The 17,305-nt window shown below is 59.6% G+C and carries 18 protein-coding genes; 13 read left to right on the top strand and 5 right to left on the bottom strand.

Translation table 11 applies throughout. The features are described 5' to 3' along the window. Positions 1-229: 229 nt before the first annotated feature. Complete coding sequence (locus Q0K15_RS07530) at positions 230-379, bottom strand: hypothetical protein (RefSeq protein WP_294514777.1); 150 nt, start codon at positions 377-379, stop codon at positions 230-232. Positions 380-458: 79 nt separating this feature from the next. Between Q0K15_RS07530 and Q0K15_RS07525 the strand changes: the two genes are divergently transcribed. The 9 genes from Q0K15_RS07525 (at position 459) to Q0K15_RS07490 (ending at position 8,812) form a co-directional block, all read left to right on the top strand. Then, positions 459-704, top strand: a complete 246-nt coding sequence (locus Q0K15_RS07525; protein WP_294514774.1) for a helix-turn-helix transcriptional regulator — start codon at positions 459-461, stop codon at positions 702-704. Positions 705-841: 137 nt separating this feature from the next. Then, positions 842-979: a hypothetical protein gene (locus Q0K15_RS11120; RefSeq protein ID WP_365933570.1), complete on the top strand. Its 138-nt coding sequence runs from the start codon at positions 842-844 to the stop codon at positions 977-979. Next, on the top strand, positions 976-2,025 hold the full coding sequence (gene plsX / locus Q0K15_RS07520; RefSeq protein ID WP_294514771.1) for a phosphate acyltransferase PlsX: 1,050 nt from the start codon (positions 976-978) through the stop codon (positions 2,023-2,025). Before Q0K15_RS11120 ends, plsX begins: the two co-directional genes overlap by 4 nt. A 77-nt stretch (positions 2,026-2,102) precedes the next feature. Next, positions 2,103-2,339 (top strand): acyl carrier protein, encoded by a 237-nt coding sequence (gene acpP, locus Q0K15_RS07515; protein WP_294514768.1) that lies wholly within the window; start codon positions 2,103-2,105, stop codon positions 2,337-2,339. 67 nt (positions 2,340-2,406) lie between these two features. Next, positions 2,407-3,090 (top strand): ribonuclease III, encoded by a 684-nt coding sequence (gene rnc / locus Q0K15_RS07510; RefSeq protein ID WP_294514764.1) that lies wholly within the window; start codon positions 2,407-2,409, stop codon positions 3,088-3,090. 139 nt (positions 3,091-3,229) lie between these two features. Beyond that, complete coding sequence (locus Q0K15_RS07505; RefSeq protein WP_294514760.1) at positions 3,230-4,624, top strand: sodium-dependent transporter; 1,395 nt, start codon at positions 3,230-3,232, stop codon at positions 4,622-4,624. Between the two features lie 200 nt (positions 4,625-4,824). Next, a complete protein-coding gene (locus Q0K15_RS07500) occupies positions 4,825-5,925 on the top strand; it encodes an HD domain-containing phosphohydrolase (RefSeq protein ID WP_294514757.1) in 1,101 nt (366 codons plus the stop codon). Between the two features lie 5 nt (positions 5,926-5,930). Continuing rightward, complete coding sequence (locus Q0K15_RS07495; RefSeq protein WP_294514754.1) at positions 5,931-6,290, top strand: Hpt domain-containing protein; 360 nt, start codon at positions 5,931-5,933, stop codon at positions 6,288-6,290. Then, positions 6,287-8,812 (top strand): hybrid sensor histidine kinase/response regulator, encoded by a 2,526-nt coding sequence (locus Q0K15_RS07490; RefSeq protein ID WP_294514749.1) that lies wholly within the window; start codon positions 6,287-6,289, stop codon positions 8,810-8,812. The genes Q0K15_RS07495 and Q0K15_RS07490 overlap by 4 nt, the downstream gene beginning before the upstream one ends. A gap of 71 nt (positions 8,813-8,883) precedes the next feature. On the opposite strand, the gene Q0K15_RS07485 is transcribed toward Q0K15_RS07490, so the two are convergent. After that, entirely contained in the window at positions 8,884-9,540 is a 657-nt protein-coding gene (locus Q0K15_RS07485) for a PAS domain-containing protein (protein ID WP_294514746.1), read from the bottom strand. Between the two features lie 158 nt (positions 9,541-9,698). Here Q0K15_RS07485 and Q0K15_RS07480 point away from each other — a divergent pair, with 158 nt between their 5' ends. Next, complete coding sequence (locus Q0K15_RS07480) at positions 9,699-10,073, top strand: RidA family protein (protein ID WP_227605263.1); 375 nt, start codon at positions 9,699-9,701, stop codon at positions 10,071-10,073. Between the two features lie 56 nt (positions 10,074-10,129). Here Q0K15_RS07480 and Q0K15_RS07475 read toward each other — a convergent pair whose 3' ends face one another. Beyond that, positions 10,130-11,434 carry an MATE family efflux transporter gene (locus Q0K15_RS07475; RefSeq protein ID WP_294514740.1) on the bottom strand — a complete coding sequence of 435 codons (1,305 nt, stop codon included), beginning with the start codon at positions 11,432-11,434 and terminating at the stop codon, positions 10,130-10,132. 91 nt (positions 11,435-11,525) lie between these two features. Here Q0K15_RS07475 and Q0K15_RS07470 point away from each other — a divergent pair, with 91 nt between their 5' ends. Next, the gene (locus Q0K15_RS07470; protein WP_294514737.1) at positions 11,526-12,332 is read left to right on the top strand and encodes a MerR family transcriptional regulator; all 807 of its coding nucleotides are present in this window, start codon (positions 11,526-11,528) and stop codon (positions 12,330-12,332) included. Positions 12,333-12,380: 48 nt separating this feature from the next. Here Q0K15_RS07470 and Q0K15_RS07465 read toward each other — a convergent pair whose 3' ends face one another. Beyond that, complete coding sequence (locus tag Q0K15_RS07465) at positions 12,381-13,790, bottom strand: APC family permease (RefSeq protein ID WP_294514734.1); 1,410 nt, start codon at positions 13,788-13,790, stop codon at positions 12,381-12,383. A 15-nt stretch (positions 13,791-13,805) separates the two neighbouring features. After that, entirely contained in the window at positions 13,806-15,920 is a 2,115-nt protein-coding gene (locus Q0K15_RS07460; RefSeq protein ID WP_294514731.1) for an alpha-amylase family glycosyl hydrolase, read from the bottom strand. 342 nt (positions 15,921-16,262) lie between these two features. Here Q0K15_RS07460 and Q0K15_RS07455 point away from each other — a divergent pair, with 342 nt between their 5' ends. Then, positions 16,263-16,715: a helix-turn-helix transcriptional regulator gene (locus Q0K15_RS07455; RefSeq protein ID WP_294514727.1), complete on the top strand. Its 453-nt coding sequence runs from the start codon at positions 16,263-16,265 to the stop codon at positions 16,713-16,715. Between the two features lie 12 nt (positions 16,716-16,727). After that, complete coding sequence (greA, locus tag Q0K15_RS07450; RefSeq protein ID WP_294514723.1) at positions 16,728-17,231, top strand: transcription elongation factor GreA; 504 nt, start codon at positions 16,728-16,730, stop codon at positions 17,229-17,231. The last annotated feature ends 74 nt before the right edge of the window (positions 17,232-17,305 follow it).

Here is a 17,305-nt window from a genome sequence, read left to right as displayed (position 1 = left end):
TCGCCCCGAGGAAGTGAAGAAGATAGGGGTCCCCACGAAATGACCATTTCGTGGGGAGACAAGCGGAATAAAAACGCGGAATTGAGCCGCCGGGCGCTGGACATTCTGGCCGGACTGGAGGTCTGAGCCGGCTCAGCCGGTCAGCAGCCGCACCGCCAGGTGAAAGCCGTGGCGGAAGCAGGTCATCTCCTCCAAGTCCCGGTGGTGGGCCAGCAGGTCGTAGTAGCGCTCAAAAAAATTCTTTGCCCATAGCCTTTTGGATTTGGATGTGGCAGCAGTCCAGCTCCAGCACTGCGGAGGGATACTCTGTCTCTTCCCAGAGGGGCAGACGATTGGCCTCGCTCTCCAAGAGATAGAGTTCTTTTATGTAGTCAAGCATGAAGAACACCTCACAGAAATAAGATTTAATCTGAATCTAGAATATGAGATTAAATCTGAAAATACAAGGGGGGAGTGCCGTGTTTGATAAAAAAATATTTGGCGCCCGGCTTCGTGCTCTGCGGGAGGAAAAAGGCATGACGGCTTCCCAGCTTGGCAGGGTCATGGGTATTACCAGTACGCAGGTGGGTGACATGGAAAAGGGAAACTCTGCTACCTCCATGGCCCGGCTTTATGACCTCTGCGTGTTTTTTGAGGTGTCCGCCGACTACCTCCTTGGACTTACAGAGGAAACGAGTGGAACAGGAGAACAACCTCCTATGTGAATCATCTTTTAGATGAATTGCCAAGGAGATCGTATATTTGATCGGGATGTGTTTCGTGCTTGGCTCCGTGAGCTGAGAAAAAATCCGGCGAGTCGCAGGCCCAGCTGGCCAAAGCCATTGGAGTCTCCACCAATCAGGTGAGCGAGATGGAAAAGGGGATAAAAACCACCACTTTGGAGCGATTCTGCGCCATTTGTGAGCACTATAACGTCTCCGCCGATTATCTCCTTGGCCGCAAGGAGGAAGAAAACGATACGAAAAGAGGGATCTCATGAAGATCATCGTAGACGCCATGGGCGGCGACAACGCCCCCCAGAGCAATGTCCGGGGTGCCGTGGCCGCCATCCAGGAGTACGGGGTGGAGGTCATTCTGGTGGGCCGGGGAGAGGAGATCCTCCGCTGCCTGAAGGACGACGGCATGGACAACCTGCCCGCCGGGCTGGAGATCGCCCACGCCGACCAGGTGGTGGAGATGTGCGATAACCCCGCCACCGCCTTCAAGGAGAAGAAAGACTCTTCCCTCACCGTGGGCCTCAATCTGCTCAAGGAGGGGAAGGGGGACGCCTTTGTCTCCGCCGGCAGCACCGGGGCCCTGCTCTCCGCCGCCACCCTGATGGTCAAGCGCATCAAGGGCATCCGCCGTGCGGCCCTGGCCCCCGTGGTGCCCACCGGGAAGGGCGGCGCCATCCTCATTGACGCCGGGGCCACCGCCGAGTGCACCCCGGAGTATCTGCTCCAGTTCGCCTTCATGGGTTCCTACTACGCCGAGCGCATTCTGGGTCGCCCTGAGCCCAAGGTGGGCCTCCTCAACATCGGTGTGGAGCCCTCCAAGGGCACCGACCTCCAGCGGGAGGCCCACGCCCTCCTCACCAAGGCCGGTCAGGAGGGCCGTATCAACTTCGTGGGCAACATTGAGGCCCGGGAGGCCGTCTACGGCGAGGTGGACGTCATCGTGTCCGACGGCTATTCGGGAAATATCTTCCTCAAAACCATGGAGGGAACCGGCGGCTTTATGGCCAAGGAGCTTAAGGCCATGTTCAAGAAGAGCCTTATCACCAAGCTGGGCGCATTATGTGTCAAGGATGGCCTCATGAACTTCAAGAAGCTCATGGATGCCGGCGAGGTGGGCGGCACCGCCCTGGTGGGCATTTCCAAGCCCGTCATCAAGGCCCACGGCTCATCCAATGATTACGCCATCAAGAACGCCATCCGGCAGGCGGCCACTTTCGCCGGCTCCGGCATCATCGAGGATGTGGTGGAGAATATCGACCATATGCGCCTGGAAAAGACTTCTGATGGCGGTACCAAAGCGGAAATTTAAAATAAGCTATTGACAGTGCGGGAAAATATCCCTATTATGTGTGTGTAAATAATCCTGTCTAAGGAGTCGATCGAAACATGATTTTTGAGAAGCTGTGTGACCTCATTTCTGAGCAGTTCGGCGTGGAGGCCGACACCATCACCATGGAGACCACCTTCACGGACGACCTGGGCGCTGATTCTCTGGACATCGTGGAGCTGTCCATGGCCCTGGAGGAGGAGTTCGGCGTGTCTGAGATGAGCGAGGAGGACATTGCCGGCATCGCCACTGTGGGCGACCTGGTGAACTATCTCCAGAACAAGCTGGACGCCTGAGCAGACATAACTGGGAGGGCCCCGCTTCGGCGGGGCCTCTCTTTGCGTATAGGGAGGTGGAACAGACATGGAAAAACTGGAAGAAAAGCTGGGATATACCTTTCATGACCGTCGGCTGCTGGAGAATGCCTTGACCCATAGCTCCTACGCCAACGAGAATAAGAGCAAGGGTGAGACCAGCAACGAGCGACTGGAGTTTTTGGGTGACTCCGTGCTGGGGATGGTGGTGGCAGACCATCTCTACCGCACCCATCCGGACATGCCTGAAGGCGAGCTCACACGGACCCGTGCGGCCCTGGTGTGTGAGGACAGCCTGGTGGAGGTGGCTGCCCAGCTGGAGCTGGGGCAGTACCTGAAGCTGGGCCGGGGCGAGGACGCCGGGGGCGGCCGGAAACGGCCCTCCATCCAGGCCGACGCGGTGGAGGCGGTCATTGCCGCCGTATACCTAGACGGCGGCATCGGCTCCGCCCGGAAGCTCATCACCAACTTCATCCTGACCAACAACGAGCGGGAGCAGGAGGGAGCGGTCCGTGACTTCAAGACGGCCCTCCAGGAGCTGGTACAGCGTGAGAGCGGCCGGGTGCTGAGCTACCGTCTCATGGGAGAGAGCGGGCCGGACCACGCCAAGGTCTTCTCCGTGGAGGTGGACCTGAACGGTCAGCCCATCGGTGCCGGTGAGGGCCGGAGCAAAAAAGAGGCCGAGCAGAACGCCGCCAAGGCCGCCATGGCCAAACTGAAGGCGGAGAGCTGAGCGGCAGCGTGAGAGCGGGCGGGCCGTCGAGGACGCCGGACAGGGAAGGGCACCCCTTTCTGACCGGCGCTCTCGACGCCCCGTTGTCTCACGTTTGGGAGCAACTCCCATTGATCTGAGAAAGTGGAGGAACAACGTTTTGGAGAAGGAAAGAGAAAAATTTTCGTCCCGGCTGGGATTCATTTTGATCTCGGCCGGTTGCGCCATCGGCCTTGGCAACGTGTGGCGTTTTCCCTATATCGTGGGACAGTACGGCGGCGCCGCATTCGTGCTGGTGTATCTGTTTTTCCTGGTCATCATGGGTATTCCCATCATGGTCATGGAGTTCTCCGTGGGCCGGGCAAGCCAGAAGAGCATTCTGTGCTCTTTCCAGGCGCTGGAGCCCAAGGGCACCAAATGGCATTGGTACGGTTGGTTTGGCATGGCGGGCAACTATCTGCTCATGATGTACTACACCACCATTGCCGGCTGGCTCATCCTGTACTTTATCAAAATGATCAAGGGCGACTTTGTGGGCCTGGATACCGCCGGCGTAGGGGCCGAGTTTGGCGCCGTCACCGCTGACCCGGTGCTCCAGACCATTTTTGTGGCCGTGGTGGTGGTCCTGGGTATGCTGGTGTGCAGCCGTGGCCTCAAAAACGGCGTGGAGAAGATCAACAAGGCCATGATGCTCTGCCTGCTGTTCCTGCTGGTGGTGCTGGCCATCCGGGCCATCACCCTGCCCGGAGCCGCGGCTGGTCTGGAGTTCTATCTCAAGCCCGACTTCCAGAATCTCCTCTATGACGTTGACGGCAACTTCCGCATGGGTGAGGCCATCTACGCCGCCATGGGTCAGGCCTTCTTCACCCTGAGCCTGGGCATTGGCGCCATGGCCATATTCGGCAGCTATATCGGCCGGGAGCGCAGCCTCATGGGCGAGGTCATCAACATCACTATCTTGGATACCTTTGTAGCCTTCGTCTCCGGCCTCATTATCTTCCCCTCCGCCTTCGCCTTCGGGGTGCAGCCCGACGCAGGCCCCAACCTGATCTTTGTCACCCTGCCCAACATCTTCAATGAGATGCCCGGCGGTCGGTTGTGGGGCGCCCTCTTCTTTGTGTTTATGTCCTTCGCCGCCATGAGCACTGTCACCGCCGTCTTTGAGAACATCATCTCCTGCTGGATGGACAAGTGGAACGTGCCCCGAAAAAAGGCGGTGTGGGCCAACCTAATTCTGATTTTCGTACTCAGTCTGCCCTGCCTGCTGGGCTTCAACGTCCTCTCTGGCTTCCAGCCCTTTGGGCCTGGTACCGGCGTGCTGGACCTGGAGGACTTCATCGTTTCCCAGAACCTGCTGCCCCTTGGTTCCCTGCTCTACCTGCTGTTCTGCGTGGTCTCCAAGAAATACGCCTGGGGTTATGAGAACTTCCTGCGGGAGGCCGATCAGGGAAAGGGGATCCGGTTCCCTGCCAAGCTGCGGTTCTACTTCACCTTTATTCTTCCTTTCATCGTCCTGGCCATTTTTGTGCTGGGCTACCAAGAGAAATTTTTCTGATCTGGAAAAGAGCGGTCCTGTTCGCATACCAACATGCGAGCAGGACCATTTTTCTTTTTTCAGGTAAGCCAGTGGAGTGGAAAGGCTTGGGAATACTGACTTTCATGCTTGCGGTCGGAAGTAGAAGGTATTATAATAAAAATAACTAAGAGTATAAGTATCAAATTAAGAGCAGTTGACGCCGAAAAGGGATGAGTCGGATGGAAGAGGAACGGACCAACGTACCGGCGGAAAGCACTTATGACACGATCCTGATCGTGGATGACGATGAGATCAACCGTGCGATTCTGGAGAACATTTTTTCTTCCCAATACAAGGTGGCGGAGGCCGAAAACGGACAGAAGGGACTGGAGAAAATCCTCCGCCACAAGGAGCAGCTGTGCGCGGTGCTTCTGGATGTGGTGATGCCAGAGATGGATGGCCTCCAGGTGCTGCGTCGGTTGAAGGAGGAGGGGATCCCCGCCTACATCCCTATTTTCCTCATCACGGCGGAGGCGAGTGACGCCACCATGCGGGAAGCCTATGAGCTGGGAGTCATGGACGTCATCAGCAAGCCCGTCATACCCTATATGGTGGACCGGAGGGTGAAGTCGGTGGTGGAGCTCTACCAGGCTCGGAGGCGCCTAGGCAGCGTGGTGGAGCGGCAGCAGTCGGAGCTGTTGCGCCAAGCGGAACAGATCATCGAGCTCAACCGGGGCATGATCGAATCTCTTTCCGCTGCTATCGAGTTTCGTAACGGTGAGTCTGGGGAGCACATTCGCCGTATCCACAATATCACCCGGTATATGCTTACCCAAACTGAGCTAGGGGAGGGGCTGACGCCGGAGGAGGTGGACTCCATCGCCCTGGCGGCTATCACCCATGATGTGGGGAAGATCGCCATTCCGGACGCCATTCTCAACAAGCCGGGACGGCTGACGCCGGAAGAATTTGAGATCATGAAGACCCACACCGTCCAGGGTGAGCGGATGCTGGAGCACATTCCCCAGCTCAAGGAGCACGGAGCTTATCGCTACGCCTGCGACATTGCCCGGCACCACCATGAGCGCTGGGATGGCCGGGGCTATCCCGACGGTCTGAAGGGGGATGAGATCTCTCTCTGGTCTCAGATTGTCTCCCTGGCCGACGTATATGACGCCCTGGTGAGTAAACGGGTCTATAAGGATGCATTCGCACGGGAGGAAGCCCTGAAGATGATTCAGGAGGGACAATGCGGGGTCTTTAACCCGGCGATTTTGGAGCGATTTCTCGCGGTTGAGCAGGAGATCTGGAAATTTTACGGTACCAATGGGGAGGCGTAAAAGGTATGGATGAGGGAAAGCGTACCCGCCTGAAGGCGGCAGGGATCGACGTGGACGGCGCACTGGAGCGTTTTATGGGCAGTGACGTGCTGCTGGAGCGGTTTTTGAAAAAATTCCTGGAGGATGACAACTGCATGGCGCTCCGGACGGCGCTGGATGCTGGCGACCGGGAGGGGGCTGTCACGGCCTCCCACAACCTGAAGGGTGTGTGCGGGAACCTCTCCATGACGGAACTGTTCGATCTTTTCACCAGGCAGGTCCAGATGCTCCGGGAGGGAAATGAAGCTGGGGCCGCCGGTCTGATGCCGGCCATCACCCAGTCCTATGATCTGGTGAGTCAGGCCATACGGGAGAGCTTTGAATGAAGGCCGCCAGCCGAAGGCGGAAGCGGATCTTTCGGCATGTGTGGACCAACCTTTTGATTCTACTGGCCTTCCTGGTCATCGGTGCGGCATGTTACCACGTTCTGCGGATAGATCTGCTGAAAAATGCCAAAACGCTGGGGACTTCACTGGCCAAAAGCTATGCCGCAGAGGAGCGGAATAACCTGACTGTCTATGAGACCCTCATCACCTTCGGCACGGAGGCCATCGATTGGCAACTCCAGGAGGAATCGGATTCCGAGGATGTCCAACTGTGGATTTCCATGTATTTTCAGAGGCTCCATGATGTGCTGGGGGTGGGGACAGTGGACCCCTATGCCGTTCTTAACGGCAGAATCTTTGCGGCCAATCCGTGGGAGGGCATGGAGGATTACGATGTAAGCGATGCCGTCTGGTATCGCGGTGCTCTGGCGGCGGACGGCAATGTGATCTTCACCAATGTGTACGCCGACGGAGTAAATGGCGCACCCGTTATCACGGTGGCCCAAAAATGCCGGAATTCTGATGCGGTACTGGCGTTTGATATCTTCCTGGAGGATTTCCAGCTGCACTCCAACGTGTTGGATTTACCGGAGGGGGCATCCTTCTACCTCTGTGATACGGAAGGAAACTTGATATATCTTCAGACCCCGGTCTCCGATGACCAGGATGAGCTGGACGCCTATGTGAAGAAACTCCAGTCCCAGATCCAGGTGGGGGAGCTGGAGAAGTATAACGCATATTTCATCGACCTGGGGGGTAGAAAGCGCAGCGTCTACTATAGCAATATGCCCAACGGTTGGCTCTCGATCATCACGGTCCCCCATGAGACCATTCTCCAGGAGCTGGAACAGGCTACGGCGGTATTCGTAGTGGCCTTCCTGTTCAGCCTCTTGAGTGTGGGCTTCCTCACCTGGCGGGAGATTCTGCTCAGTGTTCGAATGGAGCGGACCAATGAGACGGTGACTGTTCTGGGCAACTCTTACTACGCCCTCTATCGTGTGGATGTGCGGCGGGGCACCTATGAGATCATCAAAGGCTCCGAGGAGGCCAAGCAGATCCTGCCCGTCCAAGGGCGGTACCAGGATCTCGTACATATGGCTGGGGATGTTATGGAGGAGGCCGCCTATCAGGAGTACATGGAGGATTTTTCCCTGACCAATGTCCAAAAGCTGGTGGAGCAGGGGGTCCGGGAGTTCGGAGGTGACTTCCGCCGCCGCTTCGGGACAGAGTACCGCTGGGTGAACATGTGCATCCTCTTCGATGAGACATTGGGGGAGGGCGAGGCGGTGCTGTCCTTTCGGGAGGTGGATCGGGAGAAACGCCGGCAGTTGGAAGAGCGGAAACTGTTGGAGAATGCCCTGGAGTCCTCACGGCAGAGCGAAAAGACCAAGCAGGCCTTTTTCAGCAACATGTCCCACGACATGCGTACCCCGCTCAACGCCATCATTGGGCTCACCGATGTGGCGAAGAAGCACGTGCAAGAGCCGGAGCGGGTCCGGGACTACCTAGAGAAAATTACCGACTCCGGACGGCAGCTTTTGGGGCTCATCAATGATATTCTGGATATGTCCCGGCTGGAGCAGGGCAAGGTGGTCCTGGATGACCGTCAGTTCGATCTCAAGGCGTGTATCGAGTCCTGCGCCGCCCCCTTCCGAATCCAGGCGGAGGAGGAGGGAAAACACTTCTGTACCGGCTTTGAGATCCGTAATACCGTGGTGCTGGGAGATCCCTTCCGGATCAGCCAGATCATGAACAATCTGCTCTCCAACGCTTTTAAGTTTACCCAGAAGGGGGACACAGTGGTGGTGGAGGTAAAGCAGCTCTCCTTTCAGGATCAGGTCAAATACCGGATCGTAGTGCGGGACACAGGCCTGGGCATGTCCAAGGAGTTTCTGCCCCAGATCTTTGAACCTTATGCCAGAGAGACCCGATTCAGCGCCGGCCAGGTGATGGGGACGGGGTTGGGTATGCCCATCGTCAAGAACCTGGTCGGCCAGATGAGCGGCCAGATCCAGGTGGAGAGCGAGCTGGGAAAGGGGACTACATTTACTGTGGAGCTGCCCTTCCAGTCAGCGGAGCAGGAGGAACACCCCTGCGGCGGCACGATGGACAATCCTATCTCTCTTGAGGGAAGGCACATCCTCCTGGCAGAGGACAATGCAGTGAATATGGAGATCGCCACCGAGATCCTGGCTATGAACGGCATGAAGGTTACCCAGGCATGGGATGGGCTGGAGGCGGTGGAGTACTTTGCAACATCTCTACCCCATACCTTTGATGCCATTCTAATGGATATTCAGATGCCCAAACTGGACGGCTGTACTGCCACCCTGAAGATCCGGGCACTCGACCGGTCGGATGCTGCTACGATACCCATCATTGCTGTGACGGCCAATGCCTTCGCCGAGGACGTGGCCGCCACCGCAGCGGCGGGTATGGATGCCCATATCTCCAAACCCATTGACTTTGCAGCCCTCTGCTGTACCCTAGGTCGTCTCATCGGAAAAGCGGGAAAAGACTGACCGGCGAAAATAAAAACCGCCGCTTTGCCAGCCCACGACGGGGCGGCAAAGCGGCGGTTTTTGGTATTCCGTCAGCGATTTCGGATGCGGCGGAGGTAGCGGTAGACGGTGGGTTCGGAGATGTCCAGCTCCCGGGCCACCTGACCCACCGACCCCTTGGTGGAGAAGACCCCCTGACGCTCCAGAGCCTCAATGAGGGTCTCCTTTTCCTGGGTAGTCATGCGCCCAGCGGGGACGCCCTGGCGGAGCACGGTGTTGTGGATGAGGGTGGTGGAGAGCTCCGGGATGGAGTCGTCCAGCTCTTCGGTATAGGGAGTCTGAGGGGGCACCTGTCCAGGGACGGAGAAGGCTGAGAGAAGGTTTTGAAGGTGGCTTGCCATTGCAGTGAGGTCGGAGACATCGTGATTGACACAGATGAGCCCCAGCAGCTTGCCGTCTTCCTTGATAAAGTAGGTGGAGGAGACGAAGCGTTTGCCGTTGCGGGTGCGCCCTTCATAATTGGACACGAAATCCCGGTCCCGATAGACCCCGTCCCGTACCAGGCGGCGGGCCAGCTCGGTCATGGGATCTCCCACCTTCCGACCGCTGAGATGGCCGTTAAAGATGGCCATCACTGATGTCTCCGGATCGGAGACGTCGTGGAGGATGACCTCGTAGTGGTCACCGCACACGGCGCTGAGGAAGGCTGCTATGGGGAGGTAGCGCTCCAGTCTGCTTTGGTTGCTCATGGGTCCGGTCACCCTTTCCGGCAGTCAAAGACCGCGATCTGTTTCGTGGACCTTATTTTAAACCCGAACGAGCAAAAGCACAATAAGAAAAGCGGCTTGACAAACAGAAAATAAGAAATTATAATCAATGTAACAAAAATTTATCGGAGGCGATCACTATGAAAACTCCCATCGTAACGGATCAGGCGCCCGCCGCCATCGGTCCCTATTCCCAGGGCATCTCCACCGAGAGCCTGGTCTTTGTGTCCGGCCAGCTGCCCATTGACCCCGCTACCGGCGTCATGCCCGAGGACGTGGCCGCCCAGGCCAAGCAGTCCCTGGCCAACGTGAAGGCCGTGCTGGAGGCCGCCGGCAGCTCTATGGAGAAGGTGGTCAAGACCACCATTTTCCTGGCCGACATCGCCGACTTTGCCGCCGTGAATGAGGTCTACGCCGCCGCCTTCCCCCAGCCCTGCCCTGCCCGCTCCTGCTTCGCCGTGGCCGCCCTGCCTAAGAGCGCCAAGCTGGAGATCGAGGCCATTGCCGTAAAGTAAGACTGCCCCATTGTGAAAAAAGCCGTAAGCCCGCCGGGCTTACGGCTTTTTTCTGCTCATCGGGCCAAACCTCTTCGATAGGCCAGGGCGCAGGTGGCGGTGAGGAGGAGACACAGCAGCTCGGAGCACAGGGTGGAAAGCCAGATGCCGGTATCCCCGAAGAGGGCGGAGAGGGTGAGCAGGGAGGCGGCCATGAGGACCAGGCTCCGGCCGAAGGAGATAGAAAGGGCGAAGGCAGGCCGCTCCACGGCGGTGAAGAATGCGGCCATGACCACGTTGGCGCCCATGGGCAGGAAGGAGAAGGCGTACAGCCCCAGGGCGGAGATGGAATAGCCGAACATGGCGCTGTCCCGGTTCAGGAAGAAACCCACGATGGCCTCGTCCCCTACCTCCACCAGCAGGAAGAAAACCACCGAGAGGGTCAGGGCCAGGGTCATGCCATACCGGAGGAGGCGGTGGCAGACGGGCCGCTCCTTTGCACCCAGATGGAAGCTTACCAGGGGCTGAATGCCCTGGGCAATGCCGGTCATGGTCATGAGCGCCAGGGTGTTGACGTAGCTGATGATGGTGTAGGCGGTAAGGCCACTCTCTCCGATGACGCGGAGGATGACATGGTTGAAAAGGAAGATGACCAGGCCGTTGGAGAGCTCATTGAGCCCCTCGGAGAGGCCCAAGGGGAGGATACGCCGGTAAGCAGAGAGCTCCCAGCGGAAGGGCTGGAACCGGAGCCGCTGGCGGTGGGTGAGAAAGTACATGGAAAAGACCGCCGTAGAGGTGACCTGGGCCAGGCCGGTAGCGAAGGCGGCTCCCCATACCCCCCAGTGGAAGACCAGCACGAAGAGGGCGTCCAGAGCCACGTTCATGAGAGCGCAGGAGATAACGCCCACGGTGCTGATATGGGGAGCGCCGTTGGCCTTCACCTGGACCTCCAGGTTGTAGGAGATGGTGAAAAAGAGGGCAAAGATGGCAATGGTACCCACGTATTCTTTTACATACACCAGAGTGTCTGGGGTGGCGCCCAGAAACCGGGCCACGGTGTCCAGATTGAGGAGCACTAGGACGGTAATCAGAAGGCTGGCTGCCCCCGTCACCGCCAGGTTCTGGTTAAAATAGCCTCTGGCCTGTTCCAGCTCCCCCCGGCCCAGGGCGATGGAGATAACGGTGGAGGTGCCGGTGGCTAGTAGGATGCCCACCATAAAAATAAAGGAAGTAAAGGGCATGGAGAGGTTCACCGCCCGCAGGGCGACCTCTCCTACGCCCCGGGAGACAAATACCCCGTCTACCATGGTATAGAGGGAAAAGATCCACATGGAGACGATGGAGGGGATGACGAACTTGAAAAAACGCTTGATCAGGTCCATAATGAGATAACCTCCCAAAATCGTATCAGCGCCTGTAAGCACATGATAAACCCTCGGACTATCCGAAGGTCAATACCCAGGAGGAAAAAAGATGAGAGACCTCTATCAGATCCATGAGCTGGCTAAGCTCTTCGGTATCCACCCGGATACCATGCGCTACTATGAGGAAAAAGGGCTTCTCCACCCGGAGAGGCGGGAGAACGGCTACCGGGTCTACCACATCCAGGATATCTGCACTTTGAATATCATCCGGGCCCAGCGGGAGCTTGGGGTGCCCGTGGAGGAGATCGGAGCCTATCTGGACCGCCGGAGCGTGTCGGAGACCCTGTCCTTTCTGAACCGGCAGGAGGAACTGCTGGAGCGGAAGATGGCGGAACTGATGGAGATGCGTGGAGAGAACCGGGACCGCCGTGCCCGGCTGCTGCGCTACCGGGATGTGGAGGACGGGGTGGTGACCTGTCAGACCCTGCCGGAGCGCCCCTGCGTCATCCTCCAGGAGGACGTGATCCTGGAGAAGGAGATCGACTTTCTGCTCAAAAAGCTGGAAAAGCGCCACAGCAATACCATCAAAATCATGGGTAAGCAGACCATGGGTGCCATACTGGCCCAAAACGCTATGCGTCCGGGGGACTATAAGCACTTCTCCTTTGTATTCTTTCTCATTGGAGAGGACCAGGAGCGGGACACGGTCCTCCCGGCGGGGGAGTACGCCAGTCTCTTCTACCGGGGTTCCTATGAGCGGCTGGAGGAGCACTGCCAGACCCTCTTCCGTGGGGTGGCGGCGCTGGGCCTCACGCTGGACGGCGCCCCTCTGGAGCTCTACCATATCGACGCCCACGACACCGACCTGGAGGAGGAATACCTCACCGAACTCCAGGTAAAGGTGAAACGGGTATAAGAAAGCGGCGCCTCTGACTCGTGTCAGAGACGCCGCTTTCTTGATGGTTTATAGAAGGTCGCCGAACATCCGACGGCTGCGGTCGGCATCGGTAACGGTGCGGTCCCGCCCGTGGTAGAGAAACAGCCCCACCACAGCCAACACACCGGCCAACAGGTAGTCCAGAGCGCCCATGCCGCCGGGGGAGAAGGGGAGAACAAGATTGAGGGTGAGGAAGAGAGAGGCGATGATCCCCAGCACCGCCGTTACTTTGCCGCCGGGCATGGAGACGGGCCGCCGGAGCTCCGGGTGGGTCTTGCGCAGCCGTAACACAGCAAAGAGGGTGGTCACCCACATGATGATGGTGGCTAGGGAGGCGGTGTTGATGAGGGGGAGGAAGAAGAGCTTGCCCAGGAAGGGAGCGAAGAGGACCAGGGCCGCCGAGGCCCAGGTGCAGCGGGTGGGGGTGCCGTATTTGGGATGCAGACGGCAAAACCAGCGGCTCACCAGATCGGAACCGGCCAGGCCGTAGATCATCTGGGCGGCAGAGTAGAGGGTGGAGTTCATGACCCCCACGGCACCCACGAAGGCGGTGAGCAGCAGTAAGACCCGCACCACCGGCATGCCGGTAATATCCACCAGAATGTCAGCGAAAGGAGCAGTGGTTTTCACGGCTTCCCGCCAGGGCATATTCCCGGCCACGGCGGTGGAAACCAGGCACAATAGGCCGGTGACCAGCACCAGACAGACGATGAGGGCCAGGCCTGCCTTTCGGGCAGCCTTCCCCTCGGCGTCGGCGGCGGCCTTGGCCACCGTCTCCCAGCCCGCCACGGAGAAGACCAGCAGGGAGAGGAGGGACATGGAGCCGGTGAAGTCGAAGTCCAGTCCGCCGTCGGAGGCGTAGATGGCAGGGTCAAAGTGGGCGAAGGCGGCGATGAGCCCGGCCAGGCACATAAAGAGAAGGACCACCGTGGCGATCTTGGCCAGAGCGGCGCACACGTTGGCGCCCCGGTACTGAATATAGAGGATGGTCCCGGCCAGGAGGAACTGGATGAGGACGTTGGGCAGGGTGACGGCGTAGCCCCCGGCGGTGTAGAGGAGCCCCGCCCGGCCCAGCACGGGGAAGAGCTCGTCCAGCAGGGACACGGCGGCCAGGTCTACCCAGCAGAAGACGATGGTGTTCATCATAACCCCGGCCCAGCCCACCAGGAAGCCGCCCCGACACCCGAAGGCGGCGGTGGCGTAGACCGTCTCGCCGCCGGGGAGAGGGAGCATGGGAATGGCCTCCATATAGGCAAAGGCAAAGGGAAACTCCACCGCCATGCAAAGGAGAAAGGCCACCGCCAGGTTAAGGGGGCCTCGTGCGGTCTCCAGCCAGGTGCCGGTTAGGAGGAGCCAGGAGGTGCCCAGCATGCACCCCACACCCATGGCCACCAGTCCAAAAAAGCTGATAGAGCCCCTCTTGGCCGTACCGTTCATGAGCGGCCTCCTTTCTTATTTCCGGCGTTTCTTGGGGAAGTAAGCGGATACCATGGCGGCCACCTCACCCAACCAGCCGGTCCGCTGCTCCGGAGTGCTCCCGGCCACCGGACGGAAGAGACAGCGGTCGAAAGCGGGCAGGGCCAAAAGTCCGAAGACGCAGTTCTGCCAGATGCGCTGGAGGGGATCGCCGTAGGCGGCGTCCTCCACCGGCGCGGGGGTGTTGGAGGTATTGAAAACCAGGGCGGCTCTGGCCCTCAATAGGGGCGCGGGCTCTTCCCCGGCCTTGGGCAGGGCGTAGGCTACGCCCTCCCGCAGCACCCGGTCCAGCCAGCCAGTGAGAATGGCGGGGGGCTGGCCCCACCAGTTGGGGTGGAACACCACGATGCCGTCGGCCTGCTTCAGCTCTTCCTGATACTGGAGGACCAGAGGGTCCCGGGAGGGCCGGCCCGCGGCCTCGGCGGCGGGCATCACCGGGTCGAAGCCCTCGGCGCACAGGTCGTGGAGCCATACTCCGTAGCCGTTGGAGCGCAGGGCGTCGGCGGCGGCCTTAGCCATGGCGGCGTTGAGGCTGTCATCGCTGGGGTGGGCCAGGAGGACCAGCACCTGTCCGGCGTCTGTCTTGGGGGCGGGCTCCTCCGCCTGGGGAGCGGGGACCTCGGCCTGAGGTTCGGGAACGGGCTCCTCTTTGATCTCCGGCGCGGGGACGGTGGGGGGCTCGGGCTCTGCCGGCGTCTCCACGGGGACGGTCACGGCCTGGGGCTCCTCCACCCGCCAGGTGAAGCGGTCGGGGGTGCCTACCAGGATCTTGGCCGAACAGGGGGGCATGACGACCCAGGTCCGGCCGCCGTCGTTGTGGTAGATCTCGTCGCTATTGAGCACGTCCTGGAGCACCGGCTCATTGTGGGGAAACTCCAGGCCAAACTCCTGGTGGGAGAGGTTGAAGAGAACGTAGATCCGCTGCTCCGAGGTGGCTCGGCGAAAGACCAGCTGCTCATTTTTGATGACCACGTTTTCATAGTTCCCCACGGCCAGGGCGGGGAAAGCCCGGCGGATGCGGGAAAGGGCGGAGAGGTGGCGGCACAGACTCTGGTCCCGCTTTTCCATGTCGGCAAGCTCCAGGCAGGGCCGCAGCACCACGTCGGAGTGGGGGGTGCGCTTGCCCTCCACGGCCCACTCGCCGCCGTAGTAGATGGAGGGCACGCCGGGCATGGTGTAGAGGAGGGTGTAGACGTTCTCCAGCAGGGCGGGGTCGGTGAGGGTGCTGGCCAGCCGGTCCACATCGTGATTTTCGGTAAAGTTGTAGAGGCATAGTCCCCGGTAGATGCCGCCGGGGCCGAACTGACGGTTGAGGGAGTGGGCGATTTCGAAGTAGTTCTTGGAGTTGTGGGCCGACCAGTTGCCCTTCCAGCACTCGTAGTTGGTCACCGAGTCCAGCATCTCCGGATTGGCCCAGCGGGCGTAGTCCCCGTGGATGATCTCGCCCATGAGCCAGAACTCTGGGTCCCGGGACTTGGTGTAGTGCTTCAGGGCCCGGAAGAAGTCGAAGTCCACGCAGTCGGCGGCGTCCAGCCGGAGCCCGTCGATGTGGAATCGGTCCATCCACATGCCCACGGCCCCCAGCAGATGATCCCGGACCTCGGGGTTTTTCAGGTTGAGCTTCACCAGCTCGTAGTGTCCGCCCCAGGACTCATACCAGAAGGGGTCCCCCATGGGGGAACCGCCGCCGAAGTTGAGGTTCTGGAACCAGCCGCAGTAGGGGGAGGCCTGGCCCTTCTCCCGCACGTCCCGGAAGGCCCAGAACTCCCGGCCCACGTGGTTGAAGACGCCGTCCAGCACCACCCGGATGCCGTTTTCGTGGAGGGTGTCACACAGGGCGGCGAAGGAGTCCACGTCTCCCAGGCGGCAGTCGATCTGGTAGTAGTCGGTGGTGTCGTAGCCGTGCTTCACCGACTGGCACACCGGCCCCAGATAGAGGGCGTTTACCCCCAGCTCCTTGAGGTGGGGAATCCACTCCCGCAGCTTTTCCAGCCGCTGGACCGGCTCCCCGCCGGGATTGTACTCCGGACAGCCGCAGAAGCCCAGAGGATAGATATGATAAAAGACGGCGCTGTTGATCCAGTGCTCCATGATCCATACGCTCCAATCTACGCCCGGAACGGGCTTACTCGCGCCAGCAATGCCGGCTTCTTCAGTATACCACAGCCGGCCCGGTTTTGCGAGGGGACAGTTCCGTCCGGACGGGAAAAGCCGCTCCGCTTGACGGACGTGGTATAATATCAACAGTTGCCGTACGAGTGCGGCAGGATACCGTGTATCCAGGCGTTTTGTGAACAAAACGCCTGCTGTTGATGTTACACCATAGCCAAAATCGGCGGAGGCGATTTTACGCCGCACCCGCGGCGCGCAAGTCCGCATGAACTTGCAGCTATGGTATAATCATAGAAAAACCCACCCAAGGAGGTTGTTTTTATGGTCACACTGGGACAGCGCATGGAGGAGCTGCGCAACGAGCGGGGGCTGAGCCGTCCTGCCCTCTCGGCCGCTCTGGGCTTCCCCAAGAACGCCGCCGAGAAGTTCGAGACAGGGCGGCAGACCCCCACCAAGGAGCAGCAGGAGAAGATCGCGGCCTATTTCGGGGTATCCGTATTCTATCTCCGGGGGGAGAGCAGCGACCGTACCCGCCAGGAGGACTGGATGGACGCCGCCGCCTTCACCGACGAGGAGCCGGTCTTTGTGCCCAAGCCTGCCCCCAAGCCTCCCAAGCCCAAGGCGGCGGAGCCGGTCCAGGGGGGCATGCTGGACGCCATGCTGGCCAGCAAGGGCGTGCAGGACCTGCTGCGGGGTATGATGCTGGATGTGCTCAGGTCCCCTGAGGGCCAGGCCATCATCGCCCAGGCGGTGCGCAAGGAACTCAAAAAGTGAGGCGGCGGGCATATGCACAATGAACTGACCCAAAAGGACCTCCAGATGATGAAGGAGGAGCTGGACTACCGCCGGATTACCCTGCGGCCCAAGCTCCTGGAGGCGGTGAAGGAGGCCCGGGGCTTCGGCGATCTGAGCGAGAACTTTGAGTACAAGGCCGCCAAGCAGGAGAAAAACCGCAACGAGGGCCGCATCCGCTTTCTGGAGAACATGATCAAGACAGCGGTGGTGGTGTCGGACGCCTCAGCGGAGGACGCTGTGGGCCTCTATGACAAGGTGACGGTCTATATCGAGGAGGACGATGAGACCGAGACCTACCAGGTGGTCACTACCATGCGGCAGGATGCCCTCCACGGCCTCATCAGCAAGGAGTCCCCGGTGGGGAAGGCTCTGCTGGGCAAAAAAGCCGGCGACCGGGTCCACATCCAGGTCAATGACAGCTATGGCTACGACGTGGTCATTCGGAACATCGAAAAGGCCCAGGATGACGGCTCCGTCCCTCTCAACAGCTATTAAAAAAGGGCCCGTCGCAGAATCGAAAGATTCTGCGGCGGGCTTTTTTCTGCCCATGGAGATAATTATGAAGGAAA

It is taken from the genome of uncultured Intestinimonas sp., assembly GCF_944387245.1.
GTDB lineage: Bacteria > Bacillota > Clostridia > Oscillospirales > Oscillospiraceae > Intestinimonas.
This window is presented reverse-complemented; position numbering and strand designations above follow the sequence as displayed.